Origin of the sequence: Mycobacterium talmoniae (assembly GCF_001854525.1) — a bacterium.
Classification (GTDB): Bacteria; Actinomycetota; Actinomycetes; order Mycobacteriales; family Mycobacteriaceae; genus Mycobacterium; species Mycobacterium talmoniae.
Genome location: NZ_MLQM01000034.1, coordinates 2,749 through 28,901, shown reverse-complemented (window position 1 = coordinate 28,901; position 26,153 = coordinate 2,749). Strand labels below are relative to the sequence as shown.

Sequence of the window (26,153 nt, the reverse complement as noted above, 5' to 3'; positions counted from 1 at the left end):
AATCGGTGGAGATTTGGGGGCTTTTACGTCTGCTCGGCGGAACTAGCCGGCGTAGGTCAGCGGGTCCTCGCGGAACCGGGTGCCGTCGTTGAGCCCGTTGAGGGCGTCCATGTGCTCGGCGGCCAACTCGAAATCGAAGACGTCGAGGTTGGCCGCGATGCGCTGCGGGTCGGTCGACCGGAACACCACCGCGTTGCCCAGCTGCACATTCCACCGCAGCAGCACCTGTGCGGGGGTGCGGCCGTACTCACCGGCCACCGAGGTCACCGTCGGGTTGTCCAGCAGCCGGCCGACACCGAACGGGCTGTAGGCCTGGGTGACGATGTTGTGGCTGGCGTTGGCGCTGCGCAGCTCGGCCTGGTTGAGCAACGGGTGCAGCTCGATCTGGTTGACCGCCGGCGTCTCGAAGCTCAGGTCGATGACGTCGGACAGCTGCTCGTCGGTGAAGTTGCACACCCCGATCGAGCGGGCGTGGCCGTCACCGCGCAGTTGGATCAGCCCGCCGAAGCTGTTCACGTACTCGCCCAGCGGCGGGGCCGGCCAGTGGATCAGGTACAGGTCGACGTAGTCGAGCCCGAGCCGCTGCAGGCTGGCGTCACAGGCCCGCTGCGAGGCCTCGAAGCCCTGGTCGGCGTTGGCCAGCTTGGTGGTGACGAACAGCTCGGCGCGGGGAATGCCCGACGCCGCGATCGCCCGGCCGACGCCGGCCTCGTTGCCGTAGACCGCGGCGGTGTCGATGGACCGGCAGCCCACTTCCAGCGCCGCGGACACCGCGCGTTCGGCGTCGGCATCGGAGAGTTCACCGACGCCGACACTGAGCACCGGCAAGGTGTTCTCGTCGTTGAGACCGATGCTCGGGACAGCGGCGTCCGCACCAGACGTCATCTCACCTGCCTGTGTAGTTGAAGGTTCGTGGATCGGGGCCCCGTCGGGTGCCGTCGTCGAGCGAGGATATCGAAGCCATCTCCTCGGTGCCGAGTTCGAAATCGAACACGTCGAAGTTGCTCTTGATCCGCTCAGGATGGACCGACTTGGGGATCACGATATTACCGAGTTGGATATGCCACCTAATCAGCACTTGGGCCGGGGTTCGACCGCACGCGTGTGCGACGGCGGTGATCGTGGGATGCGACAGCAGCTCGCCCTGGCCCAGCGGCGCCCACGCTTCGGTGGCGATGCCCAGCTGGGCGTGTGTTTCCCGAAGCGCGGTCTGCGGAAACCGGGGATGCAGCTCCACCTGGTTGACCGCGGGCACGATCCCGGTGGCGTCGATGAGCGCCCGCAGGTGTTCGGGTTCGAAATTACTGACCCCGATGGACCGGATCCGGCCCTGGTCGCACAGGTGCGCGAAGGCCTTGAAGGTCTCCACGAACGTGCCCTGCTGCGGGCACGGCCAATGGATCAGGTACAGATCCAGGTAGTCGACGCCGAGGCGGTTCATGCTGGCGTCGAACGCCGCCAGGGTGGCGTCGTAGCCCTGATCGGCGTTCCACAGCTTGGTGACCAGGTAGACCGCCTCCCGCGGCAGGCCCGAACCGGCGATCGCGGCGCCGGTCTGGCGCTCGTTGCCGTACAGTGCCGCGGTGTCGATATGGCGATAGCCGACCCGCAGCGCGGTGGCCACCGCCTGCTCGGTGTCGTCCGGCGGAATCTTGTAAACGCCGAATCCAACGGCGGGAATCGAATTACCGTCGTTGAGCGTGACTAAGGGAGCAGTCATGACACAGAGTGTGCCAGGCACGCGGTCCGCGCAGTCGGCGTCGCGGCCGAGGCGGTGGGCGGGCCGGCTGTACCGCCCCGCGACCAGTGTGGGCCTGAAGGTCATGCCCTGGATCCCGCCCGGGGTCAAGTGGCTGATGGCCGGCGGGCGGTCGGTCACCATCGACGGCAACACCTTGGACCGCACGTTGCAGGTGATGCTGGCCGGGCAGCGGGCGATGGGCATCAACGGCCTGATCATCGGCGGCGACCCGGTGGTGTCCCGCACCCAGCTGCGGCAGCTTTGCCAGGCGATGGGCGGCGGCCAGATCCACGTCGCGGTCGCCGACCTGACGCTGCCCGGACCCGCCGGTGAGATCGCCGCCCGCCATTACCGTCCGCCCGGCGCGGACCCCGCGCCGCTGCTGGTGTTCTACCACGGCGGCGGATTCGCCATCGGCGACCTGGACACCCACGACGCGTTGTGCCGGCTGGCCTGCCGCGACGCCGGCATCCACGTGCTGTCGATTGACTACCGGCTCGCGCCCGAGCATGCCGCCCCGGCCGCCGTCGACGACGCCTACGCCGCGTTCGGCTGGGCGCACGCCCACGCCGCGGACCTGGGCGCGGTCCCGGGCCGGGTCGCGGTCGGCGGCGACAGCGCCGGGGCGAACCTGGCCGCCGTGGTGGCCCGGCTGGCCCGCGACGCCGGCGGCCCGGCCCCGGTGCTGCAGTGGCTGCTGTATCCGATCACCGACGCCACCGCCCAGACCCGGTCGCGCACCCTGTTCGGGGACGGCTTCCTGCTGACCAAGCGCGACATCGACTGGTTCCAGGACCACTACCTGGACGGCTCCGGGGTGGCGCCGACCGACCCGCGGGTGTCGCCGCTGCTGGCCGAGGACCTGTCCGGGCTGGCGCCGGCGCTGATCGCCACCGCGGGGTTCGATCCGCTGCGCGACGAGGGGGAGCAGTACGCGGCCGCGCTGCGCGCCGCCGGCACGGCCGTCGACCTGCGCAGCATGGGCTCGCTGTGCCACGGGTTCGCCAGCCTGTTCCCGCTGGGCGGGGACAGCGCCGTCGCGACGGCGGAGTTGATCTCGGCGCTGCGCGCGCACCTCAGCCGGGACTGAACGGGCCAGGTCGGCGCCGGTACTCTGGTAACGCCGTCGTCGGCACACGCCGCGACCGTCCCCGCAACCAGTACACGAGGATCAGCGAACCTGTGGCAAACAAACCCAAACGCCCCGCGCGCTTCGACCTGCAGGCCGCCGGTCGCCGGCGCAATCTGATCATCCAGATCTCCCTCGTCGCGCTCGTCGTGATCTTCGCGGTGGCGGTGGTCGGCTACATCGTCTACAAGAAGCCGCCCACCGGGGACCGGGCGGTGCGGGTGACCTCGGAGAAGCTGATCAAGGACGACAGCGGCGAGCCCAAGGCGGTCATCACGTTCTACGAGGACTTCCTGTGCCCGGCGTGCGGCAACTTCGAGCGGGCGTTCGGCCCGACGGTGTCCCGGCTCATCGACATCGGGGCCATCGCCGCCGACTACCACATGGTCGGCATCCTGGACCGGGCCGCCAGCGACCACTACTCCTCCCGCGCGGGGGCGGCGGCCTACTGTGTCGCCGACGAGAACATCGACGCCTTCCGGCGGTTCCACACCGCGCTGTACACCGAGCAGATCCAGCCCGCCGAGGTCGGCGGGAACTATCCGGACGACACCCGGCTGATCGAAATCGCCCGCCAGGCCGGCGTGATCGGCCATGTTCCGGACTGCATTCACAGCGGCAAATACCTCAAGATGGTCAAAAACATGGCCAAGGTCGCCGAGATCCACGCCACCCCGACGGTCCGGATCAACGGCGCGGACTACAAGTGGTCGACACCGGACGCGCTGGTCGCCAAGATCAAGGAAATCGTCGGCGACGTGCCGGGTCTCGAGTCGGTGGCGGCCCGGCAGGCATCGTGACCGACACGGTGTCGGTGTCCGCGCCGACCAAGGTATCCGGCGACCCGGCGCCGGGCGTGTCGGTCGCCGCGCTGAGCGCCTGGTGGGTGCTGATCGCCGGGGTGATCGGGCTGATCGCCTCGGTGACCCTGACGGTGGAAAAGATCCGGTCGCTGGCCGACAAAGGCTATGTGCCGTCGTGCAATATCAACCCGGTGCTGTCCTGCGGGTCGGTGATGGTCACCCCGCAGGCGTCGCTGCTGGGCTTCCCCAACCCGCTGATCGGGATCGCGGCGTTCACCGTCGTGGTCGTCACCGGCGTGCTGGCGGTGACGAAAGTGCTGCTGCCGCAGTGGTATTGGGTCGGCATGGCGACCGGGACACTGGTCGGCGCGGGTTTTGTGCACTGGCTGATCTACCAAAGCCTGTATGAGATCGGCGCGCTGTGCCCGTACTGCATGGTGGTGTGGTCGATCACCATCCCGCTGCTGGTGGTGTTCGCAGCTATTGCAGATCAACCGATCCGTGGACACAAAACTTTGCAGGTTTTGCACCGGTGGCGATGGACGCTGACTGCGTTATGGTTCATCGCGTTGATCATGTTGATTTTCATTCGATTTCAGGATTACTGGTCGACGCTGATTTAAAGGGGTGCCCTGTGATCTCCAAAGTGCTGGTCGCCAACCGTGGCGAGATCGCCATCCGCGCGTTCCGGGCCGCCTACGAACTGGGTGTGGGCACCGTCGCGGTCTATCCGTACGAGGACCGCAACTCGGTGCACCGCTTGAAGGCCGACGAGTCGTATCAGATCGGCGAGGTGGGCCACCCGGTGCGGGCCTATCTGTCGGTCGACGAAATCGTCGACACCGCACGCCGTGCCGGCGCCGACGCGGTGTATCCGGGGTATGGCTTCTTGTCGGAGAATCCCGAGCTGGCCTCGGCGTGTGCGGCGGCCGGCATCACGTTTGTCGGGCCGAAAGCCGAAGTGCTGGAGCTGACCGGCAACAAGTCCCGGGCGATCGCGGCCGCACGGGAGGCCGGGCTGCCGGTGCTGAGCTCGTCGGCGCCGTCGGCGTCGGTGGACGAGTTGTTGGCGGCGGCGGCCGACATGGCGTTCCCGGTGTTCGTCAAGGCCGTCGCCGGCGGCGGGGGCCGCGGGATGCGTCGGGTCACCGAAATCGGCGCGCTGGCCGAAGCGATCGAAGCCGCCAGCCGGGAGGCCGAATCGGCGTTCGGGGACGCAGACGTCTACCTCGAGCAGGCGGTGATCAACCCGCGCCACATCGAGGTGCAGATCCTGGCCGATAACCACGGCAACGTGATCCACCTCTACGAGCGGGACTGCAGCGTGCAGCGCCGCCACCAGAAGGTCGTCGAGCTGGCGCCGGCGCCGAACCTGGATCCGGCGCTGCGGGAGAAGATCTGCGCCGACGCGGTCGCGTTCGCCCGCCACATCGGCTACAGCTGCGCGGGCACCGTCGAGTTCCTGCTCGACGAGCGCGGCCACCACGTGTTCATCGAGATGAATCCGCGGATCCAGGTGGAGCACACCGTCACCGAGGAGATCACCGACGTCGACCTGGTCTCCTCCCAGTTGCGCATCGCCGCCGGGGAATCCCTGGCCGATTTGGGGCTGAGCCAGCAGGCGATCGCCCCGCACGGCGCGGCGCTGCAGTGCCGGATCACCACCGAGGACCCGGCCAACGGGTTTAGGCCCGACACCGGCCGGATCAGCGCCTATCGCAGCCCGGGCGGGGCCGGCATCCGGCTGGACGGCGGCACCAACCTGGGCGCGGAGATCAGCGCCCATTTCGACTCCATGCTGGTCAAATTGACCTGCCGGGGCCGCGATTTCACCACCGCGGTGAACCGGGCCCGCCGTGCGATCGCCGAGTTCCGGATCCGCGGGGTGTCGACGAACATCCCGTTTCTGCAGGCGGTGCTCGACGACCCGGATTTCCAGGCCGGCCGCGTCACCACGTCGTTCATCGACGAGCGCCCGCAGCTGTTGACCGCGCGGTCCTCGGCGGACCGCGGCACCAAGATCCTCAACTACCTCGCCGACGTCACCGTCAACCAGCCGCACGGCGCCCGGCCGTCGGCGGTGTACCCGCACGACAAGCTGCCGGAGATCGATCTGGACGCCCCGCCGCCGCCGGGATCCAAACAACGGCTGGTGCAGCTGGGGCCGGAGGGTTTCGCCCGGTGGATGCGGGAGAGCCGGGCGGTCGGGGTGACCGACACCACGTTCCGCGACGCGCACCAGTCGCTGCTGGCCACCCGGGTGCGCACCAGCGGGCTGCTGAAGGTCGCGCCGTACATCGCCCGGCTGACCCCGCAGCTGTTGTCGATGGAGTGCTGGGGCGGGGCGACCTACGACGTGGCGTTGCGGTTCCTCAAAGAGGACCCGTGGGAGCGGCTGGCCGCGCTGCGCGAAGCGCTGCCCAACATCTGTCTGCAGATGCTGTTGCGGGGCCGCAACACCGTCGGCTACACGCCGTATCCGGAGTTGGTGTGCTCGGCGTTTGTGGAGGAGGCCACCGCGACGGGTGTGGACATCTTCCGCATCTTCGACGCCCTCAACAACGTCGAGTCGATGCGCCCGGCGATCGATGCCGTACGCGAAACCGGTTCGGCCGTCGCCGAAGTCGCGATGTGCTACACCGGCGACCTGTCCAACCCGGACGAGCAGATCTACACCCTGGACTATTACCTCAAGCTGGCCGAGCAGATCGTTGACGCCGGGGCGCACGTGCTGGGTATCAAGGACATGGCCGGGCTGCTGCGGGCACCGGCGGCCACCACCTTGGTCGCCGCGCTGCGCAGCCGGTTCGACCTGCCGGTGCACGTGCACACCCACGACACCCCCGGGGGCCAGCTGGGCACCTATGTGGCGGCCTGGCAGGCCGGGGCCGACGCCGTCGACGGCGCCGCCGCCCCGATGGCCGGCACCACCAGCCAGCCGGCCCTGAGCTCGATCGTGGCCGCCGCCGCCCACAGCGAGTACGACACCGGGCTGTCGCTGAGCGCGGTCTGCGATCTGGAGCCGTACTGGGAGGCGCTGCGCAAGGTGTACGCGCCGTTCGAATCCGGGCTGCCCGCCCCGACCGGACGGGTCTATCGCCACGAGATTCCGGGCGGCCAGTTGTCCAATCTGCGCCAGCAGGCGATCGCGCTGGGGCTCGGTGACCGCTTCGAGGAGATCGAAGAAAGCTACGCCGCCGCGGACCGCGTGCTGGGCCGGCTGATCAAGGTCACCCCGTCGAGCAAGGTGGTGGGGGATCTGGCGCTGGCGCTCGTCGGCGCCGGGATCAGCGCCGACGAATTCGCCGCCGACCCAGCGCGATTCGACATCCCCGAGTCGGTGATCGGCTTTCTGCGCGGGGAGCTGGGGGATCCGCCCGGCGGCTGGCCCGAACCGCTGCGCAGCACCGCGTTGGCCGGCCGGGGCCCGGCCCGACCGGTACAGGCGCTGTCGGCCGAAGACGAGGCCATCCTGGCCTCGGCGGGTCCGAAACGGCAGGCCACCCTCAACCGGCTGCTGTTCCCCGGCCCGACCAAGGAGTTCGAGGCGCACCGGGAGACCTACGGCGACACCTCGCAGCTGTCGGCCAACCAGTTCTTCTACGGGCTGCGGCACGGCGAGGAGCACCGGGTGGCCCTGGAGCGCGGCGTGGAGCTGCTGATCGGGCTGGAAGCCATCTCCGAGCCCGACGAGCGGGGGATGCGCACGGTGATGTGCATCATCAACGGGCAACTGCGCCCGGTGCTGGTGCGCGACCGCAGCATCGCCAGCAGCGTTCCGGTGGCCGAGAAGGCCGACCGCACCAACCCCGGCCACATCGCCGCGCCGTTCGCCGGCGTGGTCACCGTCGGGGTGGCCGAGGGCGACACCGTGGACGCCGGGCAGACCATCGCCACCATCGAGGCCATGAAGATGGAGGCCGCGATCACCGCGCCGGCCGCCGGCACCGTGCAGCGGGTCGCGGTGTCGGCCACCGCCCAGGTCGAAGGCGGGGATCTGCTGGTGGTGGTGAACTGACCCGCATTGTCGGCGGCGCCGTGGGGGGCCGGCGCATCGCGGTCCCGCCGCGCGGCACCCGCCCGACCACCGACCGGGTGCGGGAGGCGCTGTTCAACGTGTTGGCCGCGCGGCTGGACCTGACCGGGATGGCGGTGCTGGACTTGTACGCGGGCTCCGGCGCGCTGGGCCTGGAGGCGCTGTCCCGCGGCGCGGCCTCGGCGCTGTTCGTGGAGTCCAATCCGCGGGCCGCGGCGGTGCTGGCCCGCAATATCGCCGACCTCGGGCTGGCTGGGGCGGTAGTGCGGCGCGGCGCGGTGGCCGCGGTGCTGGCCGGCGGCGCCGCGTCGCCGGTGGATCTGGTGTTCGCCGACCCGCCCTATGAGACCGGTGCCGCCGACGTCGAGGCCATGGTCGCCGCGCTGACCGCCGGCGGCTGGGCCGCCGGCGGCACCGTGCTGGTGCTGGAGCGCGGGCTGTCCAGCCCGCCGGCGAACTGGCCCGACGGGTGGCAGCCGTGGCCGTCGCGGCGCTACGGCGACACCCGGCTGGAGCTGGCCGAGCTGGTGTAGCCGGGCTGCTAGCGTCACGTGCCATGACCCCCGGCGACGATGCAGAGCGAAGCGATGAGGAGGAGCGGGGTAGATGAGCGGTGCGGTATGCCCAGGTTCCTTCGACCCGGTGACCCTGGGGCACGTCGACATCCTGGAGCGCGCGGCCGCGCAGTTCGACGAGGTGGTGGCCGCCGTGCTGGTCAACCCCAACAAGAAGGGCATGTTCAGCCTCGAGGAGCGCATCGCGATGATCGAGGAATCCACCGCGCACCTGCCCAACCTGCGTGCCGAGTCCGGGCAGGGGCTGGTCGTCGACTTCGTGCGGCAGCGCGGGTTGACCGCGATCGTCAAGGGGCTGCGTACCGGCACCGACTTCGAGTACGAGCTGCAGATGGCCCAGATGAACAAGCACATCGCCGGGGTGGACACCTTTTTCGTGGCGACCACACCGCGGTATTCGTTCGTGTCGTCGTCGCTGGCCAAGGAGGTCGCCTCGATGGGCGGCGACGTCTCGGATCTGCTGCCCGAGCCGGTGAACCGGCGGCTGCGGGAGAAGCTGGGCCGCTGAGCCCGGCGTCGTCGCCGAAATCTACGTTTCCGGGCTCGTCACTCGACTTTTCGCCCGAAAACGTCGATCTCGGCGGCGGGTACTTAGGCGTCGTCGCGGGGCTTGGCCGGCCGCATCTTGAACGAGATCCGCAACTTGATGCGGTAGGTGATCGCGCCCTTGTCGTCGAGGGCCATGTCCTGCTCGACGACCTCGGCGACCCGGATGTCGTTGAGGCTCTGCTGGGCCCGGCGCACCGCCTCCGCGGCGGCGTTCTCCCACGACGACGGGCTGGTGCCGATCAGGTCGATGACCTTGTAGACGCTCATGCGGTTCAACCTAAAGCAGCGGGCCCCAGCCTGTCCGCGAAAACCGGGCGTTGGCCCCGCCGTGTCGCCGCCGCCCCGCGCCGTGTCACGGCCGGGACGGCTGCAACGGGTGTGACGAACCCGCGTTGCCCAGCCGTGACCTGGCGATACGCTTGGGCGAAACGGGCCTGGTGCGCCGACACACCGACCAGCGCTGCGCTGTCACAGGAGCAACACCAGGCACACTAGTAACAAATAACTTCGCCTGGAGGGTGTTGCCGTGTACCGAGTGTTTGAAGCGCTGGACGAATTGGGCGCCATTGTCGAAGAAGCCCGCGGGGTGCCGATGACGGCGGGCTGCGTGGTTCCCCGCGGCGACGTGCTGGAGCTGATCGACGACATCAAGGACGCGATCCCCGGCGAACTCGACGACGCCCAGGATGTGCTGGACGCCCGCGACTCCCTGCTGCACGACGCCAAGGAGCACGCCGAATCCATGGTGTCCACCGCCACCAACGAAGCCGACTCGCTGCTCAACCACGCCCGCGGCGAGGCCGACCGGCTGCTGGCCGACGCCAAGGCGCAGGCCGACCGGATGGTGGCCGAGGCCCGCCAGCACAGCGAGCGGATGGTCAGCGAAGCCCGCGACGAAGCCGCCCGCATCAGCGCGACCGCGAAACGGGAGTACGACACCAGCACCAGCCGGGCCCAGGCGGAATGCGACCGGCTGGTCGAGAACGGCAACCTGGCCTACGAGAAGGCCGTCCAGGAGGGCATCAAGGAGCAGCAGCGGCTGGTCTCCCAGACCGAGGTGGTCAGCGCCGCCAACGCCGAGGCCACCCGGCTCATCGATTCGGCGCACGCCGAGGCCGACCGGATGCGCGGGGAATGCGACATCTACGTCGACGCCAAGCTGGCCGAGTTCGAAGAGTTCCTCAACGGCACGTTGCGCTCCATCAACCGGGGCCGTCACCAACTGCGGACCGCCGCCGGCACCCACGACTACGCCACCCGATAAGCCGTCCGGAGCCCTATTAGCCGCGCCGTAAGATTGCCGGTATGGCGAGGCAACCGGGCGCGACCACCCAGCGGCATCCGCACTCGCCGTTCGTCATCAGCATCGCGCGGTTGGGGCGGCGTCCCGGGGCGATGCTGTCGACGCGCGAGCAAGTGCCCAGCCCGTCGCGGATCGGTTTGGATCTGGTGGCGATCGAGCGGGGCGCGATGCTGGATCTGGATCTGCAGGTGCAGTCGGTGTCCGAGGGCGTGCTGGTCACCGGAACGGTGGCCGCCCCCACCGTTGGCGAGTGTGCGCGGTGCCTGACCCCGCTCACCGGTCACGTCGAGGTCGAGCTGACCGAACTGTTCGCCTACCCGAACAGCGCCACCGACGCCACCACCGAGGAGGACGAGCTCGGCCGGGTGATCGACGACGCCGTGGACCTCGAGCAGCCCGTCATCGACGCGGTCGGCCTGGAGCTGCCGCTGTCGCCGCTGTGCCGGCCGGACTGCCCAGGGCTGTGCCCGGAGTGCGGCGTCCCGCTGGCCACCGCCGAACCGGGTCACCACCACGACCAGATCGACCCGCGGTGGGCGAAACTGGCCGGGATGCTGGGCCCCGAGACCGAGGAGCCGAACCGGTGACCCGGCAGGCGCTGCTCGACGCGCTCGGCGTCGACCTGCCCGACGAGCTGCTCACCTTGGCGTTGACGCACCGCAGCTACGCCTACGAGCACGGCGGCCTGCCGACCAACGAGCGGCTGGAGTTTCTCGGCGACGCGGTGCTGGGCCTGACCGTCACCGACGTGCTGTTTCGGCGTCACCCGGAACGCTCCGAGGGCGACCTGGCCAAACTGCGGGCCAGCGTGGTCAACACCGCGGCGCTGGCCGACGTCGCGCGCGCGCTGACCGACGACGGCCTCGGTGCCCACCTGCTGCTGGGCCGCGGCGAGGTCAACACCGGCGGGGCCGACAAGTCCAGCATCCTGGCCGACGGGATGGAGTCGCTGCTGGGTGCTATCTACCTGCAGCACGGGATGGAGACGGCCCGCGAGGTGATCCTGCGGTTGTTCGGCGCGCTGCTGGACACCGCACCCACGCTGGGCGCCGGGCTGGACTGGAAAACCAGCCTGCAGGAGCTGACCGCCACCCGGGGTCTCGGCCCGCCGTCGTATGCGGTCACCTCCACCGGGCCCGACCACGACAAGGAATTCACCGCGACCGTCGTCGTGATGGACACCGAATACGGGTGCGGGGTGGGTCGATCCAAGAAGGAAGCCGAACAGAAAGCCGCCGCCGCCGCCTGGAAAGCGCTCGACGCCGTGGACAGCGCGCTACCGGGGAAAACCTCGGTGTAGATGCCCGAACTGCCCGAAGTCGAGGTGGTGCGGCGCGGTTTGCAGGCCCATGTGGTGGGCCGGACCATCACCGCGGTGCGGGTGCACCATCCGCGCGCGGTGCGCCGCCATGAGGCCGGCCCGGCCGATCTGACGGCGCGGCTGCTGGGGGCCACGATCCACGGCACCGACCGGCGCGGCAAATACCTGTGGCTGATCCTCGACGACGAGGCGCTGGTCGTGCACCTGGGGATGAGTGGGCAGATGCTGCTGGGGCCCGTCCCCAACGCCAACCACCTGCGCATCGCCGCGCTGCTCGACGACGGCACCACGCTGAGCTTCGTCGACCAGCGCACCTTCGGCGGATGGCTGTTGGCCGACCTGGTCACCGTCGACGGCAGCGCGGTGCCCCAACCCGTCGCGCATCTGGCCCGCGACCCGCTGGATCCCCGGTTCGACGCCGATGCGGTGGTGGAGACGTTGCGGCGCAAGCAGTCCGAGATCAAACGCCAGCTGCTGGATCAAAGCGTGGTGTCCGGGATCGGCAACATCTACGCCGACGAGGCGCTGTGGCGCGCCCGGGTGCACGGGTCCCGGATCGCCGCTACCTTGACCCGCCCGCGGCTGCGGACGGTGCTGGCGGCCGCCGCCGACGTGATGCGTGACGCGCTGGCCGCCGGTGGCACTTCGTTCGACGCGCTGTACGTCAACGTCAACGGCGAATCCGGCTACTTCGACCGCTCGCTGGACGCCTACGGCCGGGAGGGGGAGCCGTGCCGGCGCTGCGGCGCGGTGATCCGCCGGGAGAAGTTCATGAACCGCTCGTCGTTTTACTGCCCGAAATGCCAACCCCGCCCGCGCGGGTGACCCCGTTTTCCGGTCAGCGTGCGTGTCCCCGGTCGACATGCCGGGGAATACCCCGGGATTGCGCACGTTCGCGGGTGACGGCGTCAACCTGATTCGGCGATCTTTTTTACTCGTGGGTCGACGGGGCGGCCGGTCTTTTTGCTGGCGGCGACAGCGGCCTGGGCAGCGAGCTTGCGCACCCAGCGGCTACGAGGGGGCGCCGAGGGGTCGACCGGGTAGTCGGATTCGGTCAGTTCAAGTTCGGCGATCTTTTTCACTCGTGGGTCGACGGGGCGGCCGGTCTTTTTGCTGGCGGCGACGGCGGCTTGAGCCGCGAGTCTGCGCACCCAAAGACTACGGGGCGGGTCCGCGTGGGCCTTGCGCGCCGGTGTCGCCTCTGTCATGGTTCTCCCTCTGCGGTGCGCACGTCGTCTCGCAACGTCGCGTGCTCGGCGATTACCTGGACAATGTCGGAATCGCCACCAGTGGCGAGTTTAGACGTCAACATGGCGGCAAGTACTTTCCAGCCGATTCCTGCTTCGGCGTCGTTGGTGCTGAAGGTCCGCTCGAAAGCCCAGGCCGTGCGTCGCCACCATTCTGCCCCGGCGGTCGGCGCTGTTCTTCTGGTGCCACGAGATGATGACGCCGACGGCTGCCACGAGTCCGACCGTCAACGTCACCCAGGCCTGCGCTGGCAAAGCCCCAACTCCCTCCCGCGCGAAGCGCGCACCTCGACTGTGCGGTGCGCCGCGGCGAATGTCGAGTCAGCTATGCACAGCAGCATTCGAAGGCGTGTAGGCGTCGAGGGCTGCCGGAGCGCGAGCTCCAAGTGATCGTTTGCTCGGCACCGTCGACCTCGGCGCCAACGGGGCAAGGCACACTGTCCCCATGACCGAACTGTGGGTAGAACGCACCGGAGTCCGCCGCTACACCGGGCACAGCTCGCGCGGCGCGCAGGTGTTGGTCGGCTCCGAGGACGTGGCGGGGGTGTTTACCCCCGGTGAGCTGCTCAAGATCGCCCTGGCGGCCTGCAGCGGGATGGCCAGCGACGCCCCGCTGTCCCGCCGGCTCGGCGACGACTACGCCGCGACCGTGCGGGTGTCGGGCCCGGCCGACCGGGAGCAGGAACGTTACCCGCTGCTGGCCGAAACCCTGGAGCTGGACCTCTCGGGGCTGACCGAGGCCGAGACGCAGCGGCTGCTCACCGTGGTGCAGCGGGCGATCGACCAGGTGTGCACGGTGGGGCGCACACTCAAATCCGGCACCGAGGTCACCTTCGAGGTCGCCGACCGTGCCCGAACCTGACGTCCGGCTCACCGCCTGGGTGCACGGCCGGGTGCAGGGCGTCGGGTTCCGCTGGTGGACCCGGGCGCGGGCGCTGGAGCTGGGGTTGACCGGGTATGCCGCCAACCGTCCGGACGGCCGGGTGCAGGTGGTGGCGCAGGGACCCCGGACCGACTGCCAGCGGTTGCTGGACCTGCTGCAGGGCGGTGCGACGCCCGGGCGGGTCGACACCGTCGTCGCTGATTGGTCGGCCGTGGGCGACCCGATCGCCGGCTTCACCGAGCGGTAGCCGCGCGAGCGGTAGTCTGGCACGTCGTGCACCTCAAGAGCCTGACGCTGAAGGGCTTCAAGTCCTTCGCTTCGCCGACGACTCTGCGCTTCGAGCCGGGCATCACCGCCGTGGTGGGGCCCAACGGCTCGGGCAAATCCAATGTCGTCGACGCGCTGGCCTGGGTGATGGGGGAGCAGGGCGCCAAGACGCTGCGCGGCGGCAAGATGGAAGACGTCATCTTCGCCGGCACCTCCTCGCGCGCCCCGCTGGGCCGCGCCGAGGTCACCGTCACCATCGACAACTCCGACAACGCGCTGCCCATCGAATACGCCGAGGTCGCCATCACCCGCCGGATGTTCCGCGACGGCGGCAGCGAATACGAAATCAACGGCAACAGTTGCCGTTTGATGGATGTGCAGGAGCTGCTGAGCGACTCCGGGATCGGCCGCGAGATGCACGTCATCGTCGGGCAGGGCAAGCTGGCCGAGATCCTGGAGTCGCGCCCCGAGGACCGCCGCGCGTTCATCGAAGAAGCCGCCGGGGTGCTCAAACACCGCAAACGCAAGGAAAAGGCGGTCCGCAAGCTCGACGCGATGTCGGCGAACCTGGCCCGGCTGACCGATCTGACCACCGAGCTGCGCCGCCAGCTCAAGCCGCTGGGCCGGCAAGCGGAGGTGGCCCGCCGCGCCCAGACCATCCAGGCCGATCTGCGCGACGCCCGGCTGCGGTTGGCCGCCGACGACCTGGTCAGCCGGCAGGCCGAGTTCGCCGGAACCCACGACGCGGAGGCGGCGCTGCGCCGCGAACACGACGAGGCCGCCGCCCGGTTGAGCGTGGCCTCCGAGGAGCTGGCCTCCCACGAAGCCACCCTGGCCCGCCTGTCCGAGCGGGCCGAAGCGGCCCAGCAGACCTGGTTTAAGCTCTCGGCGCTGGCCGAGCGGGTCAGCGCCACCGTGCGCATCGCCACCGAACGCGCCCAGCACCTGGAGGAAGAACCGGCCCCGAGCAGCGGCCCGGACCCCGACGCGTTGGAGGCCGAAGCCGAGGAGGTGGCTGCCCGGGAGCGGCAGCTGCTGGCCGAGCTGGACGAGGCCCGCGGCCGGCTGGAGGCCGCCGGCGCCGAGCTGGCCGAACGCCAGCGCGCCGCCGCCGAAGCCGAAAAGGCGCATATGGCCGCGGTCCGCGCCGAGGCCGACCGGCGGGAAGGCGTGGCCCGGCTGGCCGGTCAGGTGGAGACCATGCGCGCCCGGGTGGAGTCCACCGACGAGGCCATCGCCCGGCTCTCGGCGCGTATCGAGGAGGCCGCCGCCCGCGCACAGACCGCCCAGGCGGAGTTCGAAACCGTGCAGGGCCGGGTCGGGGAGCTGGATCAGGGCGAAGTCGGCCTCGACGAGCAGCACGAACGGACCGTGGCGGCGTTGCGGTTGGCCGACGAACGCGTCGCCGAGTTGCAGTCCGCCGAGCGGGGCGCCGAGCGGCAGATGGCGTCGCTGCGGGCCCGCATCGAGGCGCTGTCGATGAGCCTGGAACGCAAGGACGGCGCCGCCTGGCTGGCCACCAACCACAGTGGCGCAGGGCTTTTCGGGTCGGTCGCCAAGCTGGTGAAGGTGCGCGCGGGCTACGAGGCGGCGTTGGCCGCGGTGCTGGGCGCGGCCGCCGACGCGCTGGCCGCCGACAGCGTGGGGGCGGCGGCCTCCGCGCTGACCGCGCTCAAGGACGCCGACGGTGGGCGGGCGGCGATCGTGCTGGGGGACTGGCCCACCCCAAACGACCTCGCGCCGCCCTCCGCTGCACCGCTGCCCGATGGTGCGGTGTGGGCGCTGGATCTCGTCGAGGCGCCGGCGCGGCTGCGCGGCGCGATGACCGCCATGCTGTCGCACGTCGCGGTGGTCGAGCGGCTGCCCGCCGCCCTGGATCTGGTCGCCGACCGCCCCCAGCTGCGGGCGGTCACCGTCGACGGTGATTTGGTGGGCGCCGGCTGGGTGAGCGGCGGCTCGGACCGCAAACCGTCCACGCTGGAGATCACCAGCGAGATCGACAAGGCCCGCGCCGAGCTGGTCGACGCCGAAGCGCAGACGGCTCAGCTGGGCGCGGCACTGTCCGGCGCGTTGACCGAGCAGGCCGCCCGTCAGGACGCCGCCGAGCAGGCCCTGGCCGCGCTCAACGAATCCGACGCCGCCATCTCGGCGATCTACGAGCAGCTGGGCCGGTTGGGGCAGGAGGCCCGCACCGCCGAGGACGAGTGGCGTCGGCAACTGCGGCAGCGCGAGGAGCTGGAGACCGGGCGCGCGCAGACCGTCAACGAGCTTTCCGAGCTGGAGACCCGGCTGCGCAACGCCGAAGAAACCCCGCAGGTGGTCCACGACGGGCCCGCGGATCGCGAACAGATCGCCGCCGCCGCCGAGGCGGCCCGCGGCGCCGAGGTGGAGGCCCGGCTGGCGGTGCGCACCGCCGAGGAACGCGCCAACGCCGTTCGGGGGCGGGCGGATTCGCTGCGCCGGGCGGCCGCGGCCGAACGCGAGGCCCGGTTGCGCGCGCAGCGGGCCCGGGCGGCCCGCGAGCACGCCGCGGCGGTGGCGGCCGCGGTGGCCGAGGCCGGCCGGCGCCTGGCCCAGCGGCTTGCCCAGGTGGTGAGCACCGCCTCGGCGGCCCGCGATCAGCTGGCCGCCGAACGCCAGCACCGCACGGTGGCCATGGCCGCGGTCCGCGACGAGGTCAACACGCTCAATGCCCGGATCGGCACGCTCACCGAGGCGCTGCACCGCGACGAGGTGGCCAAGGCGCAGGCGGCGCTGCGCATCGAACAACTCGAGCAGATGGTGCTCGAGCAGTTCGGGATGGCGCCGGCCGATCTGATCGCCGAATATGGCCCCGACGTCGGCCTGCCGCCCTCGGAGCTGGAGATGGCCGAGTACGAGCAGGCCCGCGAACGCGGCGAGCAGGTCACCGCGCCCGCCCCGATGCCGTTCGACCGGCCCACCCAGGAGCGCCGCGCCAAACGCGCCGAGAAGGAGCTGGCCGAGCTGGGCCGGGTCAACCCGCTGGCGCTGGAGGAGTTCGCCGCGCTGGAGGAACGCTACAACTTCCTGTCCACCCAGCTCGAGGACGTCAAGGCGGCCCGCAAGGATCTGCTGGACGTGGTCGCCGAGGTCGACGACCGGATCCTGCAGGTGTTCGCCGAGGCCTACGCGGACGTCGAACGCGAATTCCGGGAGGTGTTCGCCGCGCTGTTTCCCGGTGGGGAGGGTCGGCTGCTGCTCACCGACCCCGCCGACATGCTCACCACCGGCATCGAGGTGGAGGCCCGCCCGCCCGGCAAGAAGATCAAGCGGCTGTCGCTGCTGTCCGGCGGCGAGAAGTCGCTGACCGCGGTGGCGATGCTGGTGGCGATCTTTAGGGCCCGCCCGTCGCCGTTCTACATCATGGACGAGGTGGAGGCCGCGCTCGACGACACCAACCTGCGCCGGCTGATCCGGTTGTTCGAGATGCTGCGGGCCAAATCCCAGCTGATCGTGATCACCCACCAGAAGCCGACCATGGAGGTCGCCGACGCGCTGTACGGCGTGACGATGCGCGATGACGGCATCACCGCGGTGATCTCGCAGCGCATCCGCGGTCAGGAGCTGGTCAGCAGCCCGAGCTAGCCGCCGGTCAACGCCTGCAGCGTGAATTCCATGGCGGCAGGCTCCCGCACCCGCACCCGGTCGCCGTCGAGCACCGCCACCGGCCGGTACACCTCCCCGTCGAGGTGGTAAGCCAGAAACCGCTCGCCGGCGGGGGCCTCGGTATCGACGATCCAGTAATGCTCGATGCCGGCCTTGGCGTACTCGTACAACTTCATCACGTGGTCCATCCGGCGCGAGCCCGGCGACACGATCTCCACGACAAGCACCACCTCGGCCGCCGGAATCCGGACAGTACGTCCGTCGACCGCGTGTTCACGGATCACGACGATGTCCGGGTCGCGACCTGGGGCCGCGGCGACATGATCAGTGTCCCCTCACTGAGCTCCCACCGCCGCGTGTGGGCGACCTCCAGCGCATCCCACTGCTGCAGGGTCAACAGACCCCGCGGCAGATCATCTGCCAGCTCGGACACGGCCCACCCCCTCCCGACGGGAGCTCGAATAGCTGCAGATTACGCGCAGCGGCGTTTGCCTCGGAGTCTGCCGGGCCGCACCGACAACCGGTGCGCGCGCAGCCCCTGAAACAATGGCGGGGTGTCTGAAGGTCTGTGGATTGCAATAGCGGTCGCCGCCGCCCTGGTCGTCATCGCCGCACTGGTCATCGGCTTGATCCGGTACCGGAAACGACGGATCACCCTGTCGGCCCCGCAACAGAGCCTCGACCGCTCCGGCGGCTACACCGCGTCGTCGGGGATCACCTTCAGCAAGAGCGGCCCGCCGGTCCAGCCGGCCGAGCGCATTGACACCTCCGGGCTGCCCGCCGTCGGCGACGACGCCACCATTCCGCGCGACGCCCCCAAGCGCACCATCGCCGATGTCCAACTGCCCGAAGCCGACGTGGCACCGCCAGCGCCGCCGGCCCCGGAATTACCCGACGTCGCCGAGATCGCGCCGGTCGAAGGCCGGCTGGAGCGGCTACGCGGCCGGCTCGCCAAATCCCAGAACGCGTTGGGGCGCAGCATGCTTGGCCTGCTCGGCGGCGGCGACCTGGACGAGGACTCGTGGGAGGAAGTCGAGGACACGCTGCTGATCGCCGACCTGGGACCGGTGGTCACCGAGTCGGTGGTGTCCCAGCTGCGTGGCCAGCTGGCCACCAAAGACGTGCGCACCGAGGCCGACGCCCGCGCGGTGCTGCGCGACGTGCTGATCGGCGAACTGCATCCCGACCTGGACCGCTCCGTCCGCGCGTTACCGCACGACGACCACCCGTCGGTGCTGCTGGTGGTCGGCGTCAACGGCACCGGCAAGACCACCACGGTGGGCAAGCTGGCGCGGGTGCTGGTGGCCGACGGACGCCGGGTGGTGCTCGGCGCGGCCGACACCTTCCGCGCCGCCGCCGCTGACCAGCTGCAGACCTGGGCCGCGCGGGTGGGCGCCGACGTGGTGCGCGGCGCCGAGGGCGCCGACCCGGCCTCGGTGGCCTTCGACGCCGTCGACGAGGGCATCACCACCGGCGCCGACGTCGTCCTCGTCGACACCGCCGGGCGACTGCACACCAAAACCGGGCTGATGGATGAACTCGGCAAGGTCAAGCGCATAGTGAGCCGCCGGGCGTCCGTTGATGAGGTGCTGCTGGTGCTGGACGCCACCGTCGGGCAAAACGGGCTGGCGCAGGCCCGGGTGTTCGCCGACGTCGTCGACATCACCGGGGTGGTGTTGACCAAGCTGGACGGAACCGCTAAGGGCGGCATCGTGTTCCGCGTCCAGCAGGAACTGGGTGTCCCGGTCAAGCTGGTCGGCCTCGGGGAGGGACCCGACGATCTGGCGCCGTTCGAGCCGGGCGCCTTCGTCGACGCGCTCTTGGGCTGAGCCGATGCGGTGAGCATCCTGTAACCCCCGCGACATGCGTCTGCGTTGGAGCCGAAACAACCACTGAGCATTGTTTGACCAGTTCATCGGTCATCCGTCGGTCGGTGATGGCTCCGGCGAAGGAGGGTTAGGCGCGTGGATCAATACCCGAGCATGGGGGTGCCGGACACCGGCGATACCGCCTGGATGTTGATCAGCGCCGCCCTGGTGCTGTTGATGACGCCCGGCCTGGCCTTCTTCTACGGCGGCATGGTGCGCGCCAAGAGCGTCTTGAACATGATCATGATGAGCGTCAGCGCCATGGGCGTCGTCACCGTGCTCTGGGTGCTCTACGGCTACTCGATGGCGTTCGGCGACGACGTCGGCGACGTGGTCGGCAGCCTCCGCGACTACTGGGGTTTGAAGGGCCTCATCGGCGTCAATGCCGTGGCCGCCGACCCCGCCGGCTCCACGGCGGCGGTCCCAATACCGCTGGTCGGCACCGTGCCGCACACCGTTTTCGTGGCGTTCCAGCTGATGTTCGCGGTGATCACGGTCGCGTTGATCTCGGGAGCGGTCGCCGACCGGTTGAAGTTCGGCAGCTGGGTGCTGTTCGCCGCGCTGTGGGCGACCGTCGTCTACTTTCCGGTCGCGCATTGGGTCTTCGCGTTCGACGGGGTCGCGGCCGCACACGGCGGCTGGATCGCCAACAAATTGCATGCCATCGACTTCGCCGGCGGCACCGCCGTGCACATCAACGCCGGCGTCGCCGGTTTGGTGTTGGCGGTGATCGTCGGCCGGCGCCGCGGCTGGCCCGCCACGCCGATGCGGCCACACAACCTGCCCTTGGTGATGCTGGGCGCCGGGTTGTTGTGGTTCGGTTGGTACGGGTTCAACGCCGGTTCGGCGCTCAGCGCCAACGGTGTCGCCGGTTCGACGTTCATCACCACCACCGTCGCGACGGCCGCAGCGATGCTCGGTTGGCTGCTCACCGAACGCATCCGCGACGGCCACGCCACCTCGCTGGGCGCCGCATCGGGTATCGTCGCGGGCCTGGTGGCGATCACCCCGTCGTGTTCCTCGGTCAACGCCGTCGGCGCGGTGGTCATCGGCGGGGTAGCCGGGGTGGGGTGCGCGCTGGCGGTCGCCCTGAAATACCGGTTCGGGTTCGATGATTCGCTCGACGTCGTCGGGGTGCACCTGGTCGGCGGCCTGATCGGCACCCTGTTGGTGGGACTGCTCGCGGCACCAGAGACCGCAGCCATTGCCGGGGTGTCCGGGGTGTCGCCCGGGTTGTTCTACGGCGGCGGTTTCGACCAGCTGTGGCGCCAGACCATCGGCGCGCTCAGCGTTCTCGTCTACTCGGCGATCGGCACGACTATTTTGGCCCTGGTCGTGAAATATACCATCGGGCTGCGTCTCAACGTGGAGGATGAAGCCACGGGCATCGACGAAGCTCAGCACGCCGAGGGCGGCTACGACTTCGCGGTTGTCGGCAGTTCGGTTCTGGCATACCCGGCTGAAGAGGAAAGAGGAAATGAAGCTGATCACCGCGATCGTCAAGCCGTTCACGCTGGAGGACATCAAGACCGGCTTGGAGCAGGCGGGCCACCTAGGGATGACGGTCAGTGAAGTTCAAGGCTACGGGCGCCAGAAGGGGCACACCGAGGTGTACCGGGGTGCTGAATACTCGGTGGACTTCGTGCCGAAGGTTCGGGTCGAGGTCTTGGTCGACGACTTCGCCGTGGACAAAGCCGTCGACCTTATCGTGCGGGCGGCACGCACCGGCAAGATCGGTGACGGCAAAGTATGGGTCAGCCCGGTGGAAACTGTGGTGCGGGTCCGCACCGGGGAACGCGGCGTCGACGCGATATGAGGGTCGCCGCACGCGGGTGATCCGAGCCGGGCGGCGATGACACGGCGCGGCCCCTTCCCGCCCCGCTCCGTGGCGGGAACACCCAGCGCCGCCACCGATTTGGCTACGGCACGGGACATGCTGCTGTCCAGCGCACCGCCCGACCTGGATTCGGCTGCGCTGCGTGCGGCGTGCCAGCAGTTGCACGAAGAGTGGCTGGCCGCCAAGGCGACCGAGATCGGAATCGTGGCCGGCAGCGGTTTCGCCATCGTCGCGACCGGTTCGTTGGCGCGCCGCGAGATGCTTCCCTACTCCGACCTGGATCTGCTGTTGGTGCACGACGATATGCCTGCCGACCTCGTCGAACAGACGGCCCAGTTGCTGTGGTATCCGTTGTGGGACGCCAATATTCGTCTTGACCACAGTGTGCGCACGGTGGCGGAGGCGGTGCAGGTTGCCGATACCGACATGCCGGCGGGCCTAGCCCTGCTCGACGCACGGCACATCGCCGGCGACGCGCGGTTGTCGGCGGACCTCGTCAACGGCATCCGGCAGCAATGGCGGATCGGAATCCGTTCCCGCTACCGCGAACTCGTCGAGGCCACCCACGCCCGGTGGCGGCGCAGCGGAGAGATTGCGCACCGCGCCGAACCGGACCTGAAATGTGGCCGGGGCGGGCTGCGGGATGTGCAACTGCTCGATGCGCTGGCCGTCGCTCAGCTCGCCGACCGTCTCGCGGTGCACCGGCCGGATCACCCGGCAGGGTCGTTGACCGGCGCCTATCGCACGCTGCTGGACATCCGCACCGAACTGCACCGGGTTTCCGGTCGCGGGCGTGACCAACTGTTGGCCCAGTACGCCGACGAGATCGGCGCCGCGCTGGGCGTCGGCGACCGATACCAGTTGGCGCGGACGTTGTCCGACGCGGCGCGCACGATCAGCCACCGGGTCGACGCCGGGCTGCGGATTGCCGCCAACGCGCTGCCGCGGCGGGGCATGTCGGCGGTGCGGCCCCGGCTGCGCCGACCGCTGGACGAGGGCGTGGTCGAGTACGCCGGTGAGGTCGTGCTGGCCCGCTCGGGCTTAGCGGCCCAGCCCGACCGCGATCCCGGGCTGTTGTTGCGCGTTGCGGCCGCCTCGGCGGTGACCGGGCTGCCCGTTGCGGTGTCGACACTGAGCCGGCTGGCCGACACCGCGGCGGAACTGCCCACGCCGTGGCCGCGCGAGGCGCTCGATGACTTGTTGGTGTTGCTGGCCGCCGGCCCGAGCACGGTGGCGACCGTCGAAACGCTGGACCGGGCCGGGCTGTGGGGTCGGCTGTTCCCGGAATGGAACGCAATCCGCGATCTGCCGCCGCGCGACGTCGTCCATATCTGGACGGTCGACCGCCACCTGGTCGAAACGGTCAGCCGCGCACGGGTTCTGACCACCCGGGTGGCGCGGCCCGACCTGTTGATGCTCGCCGCATTGCTGCACGACATCGGCAAAGGCCGCGGCGGCGATCACAGCGTGATCGGTGCGCGCTTGGCCACCCAGATCGGCACCCGGCTCGGCCTGTGGCCGTCCGACGTGGCGATGCTGTCGAAGCTGGTGGCCCACCATCTGTTGCTCTCGAAGGTCGCGACCCGGCACGACCTGAACGATCCGGACACCGTCGCCACCGTCTGCGCGGCGCTGGACGCGGACCCGGTGTTGCTGGAGGTGTTGCATGCGCTGACCGAGGCCGACGCGCAGGCCACCGGCCCGGGGGTGTGGAGCGACTGGAAAGCGTCGCTGGTCGCCGAGCTGGTGCGGCGGTGCCGGCTGGTGATGGCCGGTGAGCCGCTGCCGCGTGCCGACCCGATCGACCCCGAGTACCTTGCGCTGGCGGCGGTGCACCGCGTGCACGTGGGGCTGCACCGGGTCACCGGCCAGCACCTCTACCAGCTGGTGATGATCGCCCCCGACCAGCGCGGCCTGCTGTCGAAGGCCGCGGGCGTGCTGGCCTTGCACCGGCTGAGCGTGCACCTGGCGTCGGTGAACATCCACGACGGCGTGGCCATCAACGAGTTCGTGGTGTCGCCGCAGTTCGGATCGCCGCCCGCCGCCGAACTGTTGCGTCAGCAGCTCATCGGGGTGCTCGCCGGCGACATCGACGTCTTCACCCTGCTCGCGCGGCGCGACACCGAGGCGCCGGGCACTCGCGTCGGCGAGGTGGTCACCGGGGTGCCGGTGCAGGGTGGGGCCGCTCCGCCCCGCGTGCTGTGGTTTGACGGCCCGGCGGACCGGCTGATGATCGAAATCCGCGCGACCGACCGCGCCGGTTTGCTCGCCCGGCTGACCAGCGCCCTGGAGCGTGCCGCGGCGGACATTGTCTGGGCCAAAGTCACCACGCTGGGATCCGTGGTGGGCGACGTGTTCTGTGTGAAGTTGCCGGCCCGAACGGCGGCGGCGCGCGCCGCGGTGGAGCGCGAGCTGCTCGCGGTGTTGCCCGGCGCCGTGGTCGAGCAGACCAGCTAGCGCGGCCGCACCGCGCCGCCACCCGGCGGTGCCGCAGGCGTCCGGCGGGTCGTGGCGACCGCTCGAGGCGGCCGCAGCGTACCGTAGCGGCTATGCGCGGGCCGGGTGACGACGGGTCACGTAAGCAACATTTAACCCAACGGCGAACGCCCGGCGCCGTCGGCCGGATCGCCGCCCGCGCTACGGTGGCCCTCGGTGTCGTGGCGAGTGTGGTGGCCGGCGCCGATCACCCCACGCCGCTCGGCACCGCCCCCGACGGCGCCGGCGCCTACCTGGCCGGCTATCCGGTCGGCTGTATTGCCGGACTCAACTGCGGTCCCGTGCACCACCGGCATGCCAACCAATCCCGACACTCCGGACACGCCTGACCCCCGGGTCGGCGCGGCTCAACGGCCGGGTGCGCTGGGCCTAGCCGCCGTTGAGCGCGCCCCCCGCGGGCGGTGGGCCGTCCTCGGCGCCGGGCGGCGGTGACGGCTCCGGCCCCACGGCGCTGGCGCCCAGGATCTTGACGGCCCTGTCATGCATCGCTTTGGCCTCGGCGCTGACCGCTTGATATGCCGCAGCATGCATGGCGAATTGCATCGCGAGCAACGCCGAGACCTCGTCGGCGCCGGCCGGCGGCACCCCGATTGTCGGGGCAATGGCCGCGGCATTGTGAGCGGCCAGTGACGCGCCGGTCTCACGGAGATTTCCGGCGATTGTGGAAAGCGTTTCTTTGCGTATGGTCATGGCGACATTTCCTTTCCGAAAGATAATCCCATGTGACGGGGAATTGTTGTTGGGTGCGAATGTGTGCGCCGCAGACGCAGGCCTTCGGCGACGATTAGCGGCTATTCAACGGCGGTGTTGAGGTGCGCAATAGTGCGGCGGTTGTGTCGGGGCCGCATGCTGGATTTCATGGCGTCCCGCGCGGGCATCACACGAGCACCTTTTTGGGCATCACCGTTGGCCTGATGCCATAGCGGGGGGCTCCGAAGCCGAAGCCCCCACGCCCGGCCGTGGCCACCGACGGCATTCCGGCCGGGACGGCTTCTACCCCGGTGGCTTCCTCGGCGGCGGCCGTCCAGCCCGTGCCGGTCAGCGTCGCGGCCTCCGCGCTGGCCGTCGGGGCGGCCGCAGACCAGGTGGCCGGCACCGACAACCCGCCGACCGAGGGGGCCTGGGCCAGGGTCGCGGTGGCCACCGGTCCCGCGCCGAGCCCCACGGTGCCGGCCGGTGCCACCGATCCGGCCAAACCCGCCGCCAACCCCTCGGCGCCGACAACTTCTGCGGTGACGGCGGCTCCGGGGGCGTTGGCCAAGGTGTGGCCCAGGGAGACCGCGGTCGGGATGGTGTTCATCACAAACCAAGCCGCCGTGTTCACCCCGCCATTAATGGCGTTCGAGAACAACGGAGTGCCGAGAAATCGGTCGATTCCGTCGGCAATGCCGGAGATCGGCGACGACGAGAGCGGGGAGGCCAAGGACTGGACCGCGCCCTGCAAGGTGGTGAGCGCCTGCCCTAGCTCCTGCTGGAGCCCGCCGGCGGAACTGGCGGCGGCCTGGGCCAGCGCCCCGCCTTGAGCGAGGGACCCGGCCGGGTTGGTCACCTGCGGCGCCGGGGTCATCGGGGTCAACTTCCCGGCGCCGGCTGAGGCGGCGCTGTAGCCGAACATGGCCAAGGTGTCTTGTGCCCACATCTCCATGTAGTGGGCCTCGGTGGCCAGGATCGCCGGGGTGTTCTGCCCCAGGATGTTCGACGCGACCAGGCTCGCCAGCAGGGCCCGGTTGGCGGCGATCACCGGCGGGGGCACGGTGGCCGCGTGCGCCGCCTGGAAGGCCGCCGCGGAGGCTGTGGCCTGCGCGCCGGCGTGCAGGGCAGCCGCCGCGGTGGAGTTCAACCAGCCCACGTAGGGCGTGACGGCCGCGGTCATCGCCGTCGATGCCGACCCCTGCCAGTACTCGCCGGTCAGCTCGTACACCACCGACTGGATCGCGGTGGCCGCCGATTCCAATTCGGCGGCCAGGTTGCTCCACGCCGATCCGGCCGCCATCAGCGGACCCGGCCCCGCCCCGCCGTACATCCATGCGGAGATGATCTCCGGGGGCAACGCCCCGAAATCGTAAGGCATATCTGTGATCCCTCCTCCTCCGAGCAGCTGGATTCCCTCGGACGTCGCTAGACGACCACTGGCTTGGGTGCTTTGGGCAGCACGGTGGGTTTGACGCCATAGCGCGGGGTGCCGAAGCTGGCGGCGCCGCGTCCCGCCGATGCCACCGACGGCATTCCGGCCGGTAGGGCCGCCGTCGGCGCGGTCGGTGGGGCGGCGGTCCAGCCGGTGCCCGCCAGCCGCGCCGCGCCGGTGCCGGCCGCCGACACGGGCTGCCCGGCCCAACCGGGCGGCACCGACAACCCGCCAACAGTGGACGCCTGGGCGACCCCGGCCCACACCGGTCCGCCGGCACCGGCGGGCGCCACCGGCTGCGCGGCACCCGCCAGCCCCCCCCCGTCCCGGCCCGCCCAGCCCCCCT

General features: G+C 70.2%; 27 protein-coding genes. 18 read left to right on the top strand and 9 right to left on the bottom strand.

Features of this window, described 5'->3' with window-relative positions:
* Positions 1–42: 42 nt before the first annotated feature.
* Together BKN37_RS09075 and BKN37_RS09070 are read right to left on the bottom strand one after the other, a co-directional pair.
* Entirely contained in the window at positions 43–885 is an 843-nt protein-coding gene (locus BKN37_RS09075; RefSeq protein WP_071024646.1) for an aldo/keto reductase, read from the bottom strand.
* Position 886: 1 nt separating this feature from the next.
* Positions 887–1,720: an aldo/keto reductase gene (locus BKN37_RS09070; RefSeq protein ID WP_071024644.1), complete on the bottom strand. Its 834-nt coding sequence runs from the start codon at positions 1,718–1,720 to the stop codon at positions 887–889.
* Between BKN37_RS09070 and BKN37_RS09065 the strand changes: the two genes are divergently transcribed.
* The 6 genes from BKN37_RS09065 to coaD all read left to right on the top strand — a co-directional run bounded on the left by BKN37_RS09065 (position 1,719) and on the right by coaD (position 8,792).
* On the top strand, positions 1,719–2,831 hold the full coding sequence (locus BKN37_RS09065; protein ID WP_071024642.1) for an alpha/beta hydrolase: 1,113 nt from the start codon (positions 1,719–1,721) through the stop codon (positions 2,829–2,831). The two genes, BKN37_RS09070 and BKN37_RS09065, sit on opposite strands and share 2 nt — an antisense overlap.
* 92 nt (positions 2,832–2,923) lie before the next feature.
* On the top strand, positions 2,924–3,670 hold the full coding sequence (locus BKN37_RS09060; RefSeq protein ID WP_071024640.1) for a DsbA family protein: 747 nt from the start codon (positions 2,924–2,926) through the stop codon (positions 3,668–3,670).
* A complete protein-coding gene (locus BKN37_RS09055) occupies positions 3,667–4,296 on the top strand; it encodes a vitamin K epoxide reductase family protein (protein WP_242657163.1) in 630 nt (209 codons plus the stop codon). The genes BKN37_RS09060 and BKN37_RS09055 overlap by 4 nt, the downstream gene beginning before the upstream one ends.
* A gap of 11 nt (positions 4,297–4,307) precedes the next feature.
* Entirely contained in the window at positions 4,308–7,691 is a 3,384-nt protein-coding gene (locus BKN37_RS09050) for a pyruvate carboxylase (protein WP_071024638.1), read from the top strand.
* On the top strand, positions 7,688–8,242 hold the full coding sequence (gene rsmD / locus BKN37_RS09045; RefSeq protein ID WP_071024665.1) for a 16S rRNA (guanine(966)-N(2))-methyltransferase RsmD: 555 nt from the start codon (positions 7,688–7,690) through the stop codon (positions 8,240–8,242). Before BKN37_RS09050 ends, rsmD begins: the two co-directional genes overlap by 4 nt.
* Before the next feature lie 73 nt (positions 8,243–8,315).
* Positions 8,316–8,792 (top strand): pantetheine-phosphate adenylyltransferase, encoded by a 477-nt coding sequence (gene coaD / locus BKN37_RS09040; RefSeq protein ID WP_071024635.1) that lies wholly within the window; start codon positions 8,316–8,318, stop codon positions 8,790–8,792.
* A gap of 83 nt (positions 8,793–8,875) precedes the next feature.
* Here coaD and BKN37_RS09035 read toward each other — a convergent pair whose 3' ends face one another.
* Positions 8,876–9,100, bottom strand: a complete 225-nt coding sequence (locus tag BKN37_RS09035; RefSeq protein WP_071024633.1) for a dodecin family protein — start codon at positions 9,098–9,100, stop codon at positions 8,876–8,878.
* A gap of 259 nt (positions 9,101–9,359) precedes the next feature.
* On the opposite strand from BKN37_RS09035, the gene sepIVA reads away from it, so the two are divergent.
* From sepIVA to mutM, 4 genes are read left to right on the top strand one after another with little or no spacing between them, the layout of a single operon-like run.
* The gene (gene sepIVA, locus BKN37_RS09030) at positions 9,360–10,097 is read left to right on the top strand and encodes a cell division protein SepIVA (protein WP_071024631.1); all 738 of its coding nucleotides are present in this window, start codon (positions 9,360–9,362) and stop codon (positions 10,095–10,097) included.
* 41 nt (positions 10,098–10,138) lie between these two features.
* Positions 10,139–10,723: a YceD family protein gene (locus tag BKN37_RS09025; RefSeq protein WP_071024629.1), complete on the top strand. Its 585-nt coding sequence runs from the start codon at positions 10,139–10,141 to the stop codon at positions 10,721–10,723.
* The gene (gene rnc, locus BKN37_RS09020) at positions 10,720–11,436 is read left to right on the top strand and encodes a ribonuclease III (RefSeq protein WP_071024626.1); all 717 of its coding nucleotides are present in this window, start codon (positions 10,720–10,722) and stop codon (positions 11,434–11,436) included. Before BKN37_RS09025 ends, rnc begins: the two co-directional genes overlap by 4 nt.
* A complete protein-coding gene (gene mutM, locus BKN37_RS09015) occupies positions 11,437–12,282 on the top strand; it encodes a bifunctional DNA-formamidopyrimidine glycosylase/DNA-(apurinic or apyrimidinic site) lyase (RefSeq protein WP_071024624.1) in 846 nt (281 codons plus the stop codon).
* 83 nt (positions 12,283–12,365) lie between these two features.
* Here the strand turns inward: mutM and BKN37_RS28620 are convergent, their stop codons facing one another.
* Positions 12,366–12,608, bottom strand: coding sequence for a hypothetical protein (locus BKN37_RS28620; RefSeq protein WP_165618309.1), 243 nt, complete (start codon positions 12,606–12,608; stop codon positions 12,366–12,368).
* Between the two features lie 541 nt (positions 12,609–13,149).
* Here BKN37_RS28620 and BKN37_RS09010 point away from each other — a divergent pair.
* Genes BKN37_RS09010 through smc form a run of 3 tightly spaced genes read left to right on the top strand, consistent with a single transcriptional unit; the run spans position 13,150 to position 17,460 of the window.
* Positions 13,150–13,566: an OsmC family protein gene (locus BKN37_RS09010; RefSeq protein WP_071024622.1), complete on the top strand. Its 417-nt coding sequence runs from the start codon at positions 13,150–13,152 to the stop codon at positions 13,564–13,566.
* Positions 13,553–13,834, top strand: coding sequence for an acylphosphatase (locus tag BKN37_RS09005; protein WP_071024620.1), 282 nt, complete (start codon positions 13,553–13,555; stop codon positions 13,832–13,834). Before BKN37_RS09010 ends, BKN37_RS09005 begins: the two co-directional genes overlap by 14 nt.
* A 26-nt stretch (positions 13,835–13,860) precedes the next feature.
* A complete protein-coding gene (gene smc / locus BKN37_RS09000; protein ID WP_071024618.1) occupies positions 13,861–17,460 on the top strand; it encodes a chromosome segregation protein SMC in 3,600 nt (1,199 codons plus the stop codon).
* Here the strand turns inward: smc and BKN37_RS08995 are convergent.
* Both BKN37_RS08995 and BKN37_RS29820 read right to left on the bottom strand, forming a co-directional pair.
* The gene (locus BKN37_RS08995; RefSeq protein ID WP_242657162.1) at positions 17,457–17,765 is read right to left on the bottom strand and encodes a Uma2 family endonuclease; all 309 of its coding nucleotides are present in this window, start codon (positions 17,763–17,765) and stop codon (positions 17,457–17,459) included. The genes smc and BKN37_RS08995 overlap by 4 nt on opposite strands.
* Entirely contained in the window at positions 17,762–17,914 is a 153-nt protein-coding gene (locus tag BKN37_RS29820) for a hypothetical protein (protein WP_158260433.1), read from the bottom strand. The genes BKN37_RS08995 and BKN37_RS29820 overlap by 4 nt, the downstream gene beginning before the upstream one ends.
* 121 nt (positions 17,915–18,035) lie before the next feature.
* On the opposite strand from BKN37_RS29820, the gene ftsY reads away from it, so the two are divergent.
* From ftsY to BKN37_RS08970, 5 genes are all read left to right on the top strand, one after another.
* Positions 18,036–19,310 carry a signal recognition particle-docking protein FtsY gene (gene ftsY, locus BKN37_RS08990; protein WP_071024616.1) on the top strand — a complete coding sequence of 425 codons (1,275 nt, stop codon included), beginning with the start codon at positions 18,036–18,038 and terminating at the stop codon, positions 19,308–19,310.
* 135 nt (positions 19,311–19,445) lie between these two features.
* Positions 19,446–20,921, top strand: a complete 1,476-nt coding sequence (locus BKN37_RS08985) for an ammonium transporter (protein WP_095407032.1) — start codon at positions 19,446–19,448, stop codon at positions 20,919–20,921.
* Positions 20,827–21,165 carry a P-II family nitrogen regulator gene (locus BKN37_RS08980; protein WP_071024611.1) on the top strand — a complete coding sequence of 113 codons (339 nt, stop codon included), beginning with the start codon at positions 20,827–20,829 and terminating at the stop codon, positions 21,163–21,165. The genes BKN37_RS08985 and BKN37_RS08980 overlap by 95 nt, the downstream gene beginning before the upstream one ends.
* Before the next feature lie 36 nt (positions 21,166–21,201).
* The gene (locus tag BKN37_RS08975) at positions 21,202–23,643 is read left to right on the top strand and encodes a [protein-PII] uridylyltransferase (RefSeq protein WP_071024609.1); all 2,442 of its coding nucleotides are present in this window, start codon (positions 21,202–21,204) and stop codon (positions 23,641–23,643) included.
* 92 nt (positions 23,644–23,735) lie between these two features.
* Positions 23,736–24,011: a hypothetical protein gene (locus BKN37_RS08970; protein WP_131823554.1), complete on the top strand. Its 276-nt coding sequence runs from the start codon at positions 23,736–23,738 to the stop codon at positions 24,009–24,011.
* A gap of 40 nt (positions 24,012–24,051) precedes the next feature.
* Here the strand turns inward: BKN37_RS08970 and BKN37_RS08965 are convergent, their stop codons facing one another.
* The 3 genes from BKN37_RS08965 to BKN37_RS30165 all read right to left on the bottom strand — a co-directional run.
* Complete coding sequence (locus BKN37_RS08965) at positions 24,052–24,372, bottom strand: PE family protein (protein WP_071024604.1); 321 nt, start codon at positions 24,370–24,372, stop codon at positions 24,052–24,054.
* Positions 24,373–24,559: 187 nt separating this feature from the next.
* Positions 24,560–25,753 carry a PPE family protein gene (locus BKN37_RS08960; protein WP_083341679.1) on the bottom strand — a complete coding sequence of 398 codons (1,194 nt, stop codon included), beginning with the start codon at positions 25,751–25,753 and terminating at the stop codon, positions 24,560–24,562.
* Between the two features lie 47 nt (positions 25,754–25,800).
* The coding region (locus tag BKN37_RS30165) for a PE/PPE C-terminal domain-containing protein (RefSeq protein ID WP_278184941.1) at positions 25,801–26,153 on the bottom strand (353 nt) is incomplete at its 5' end.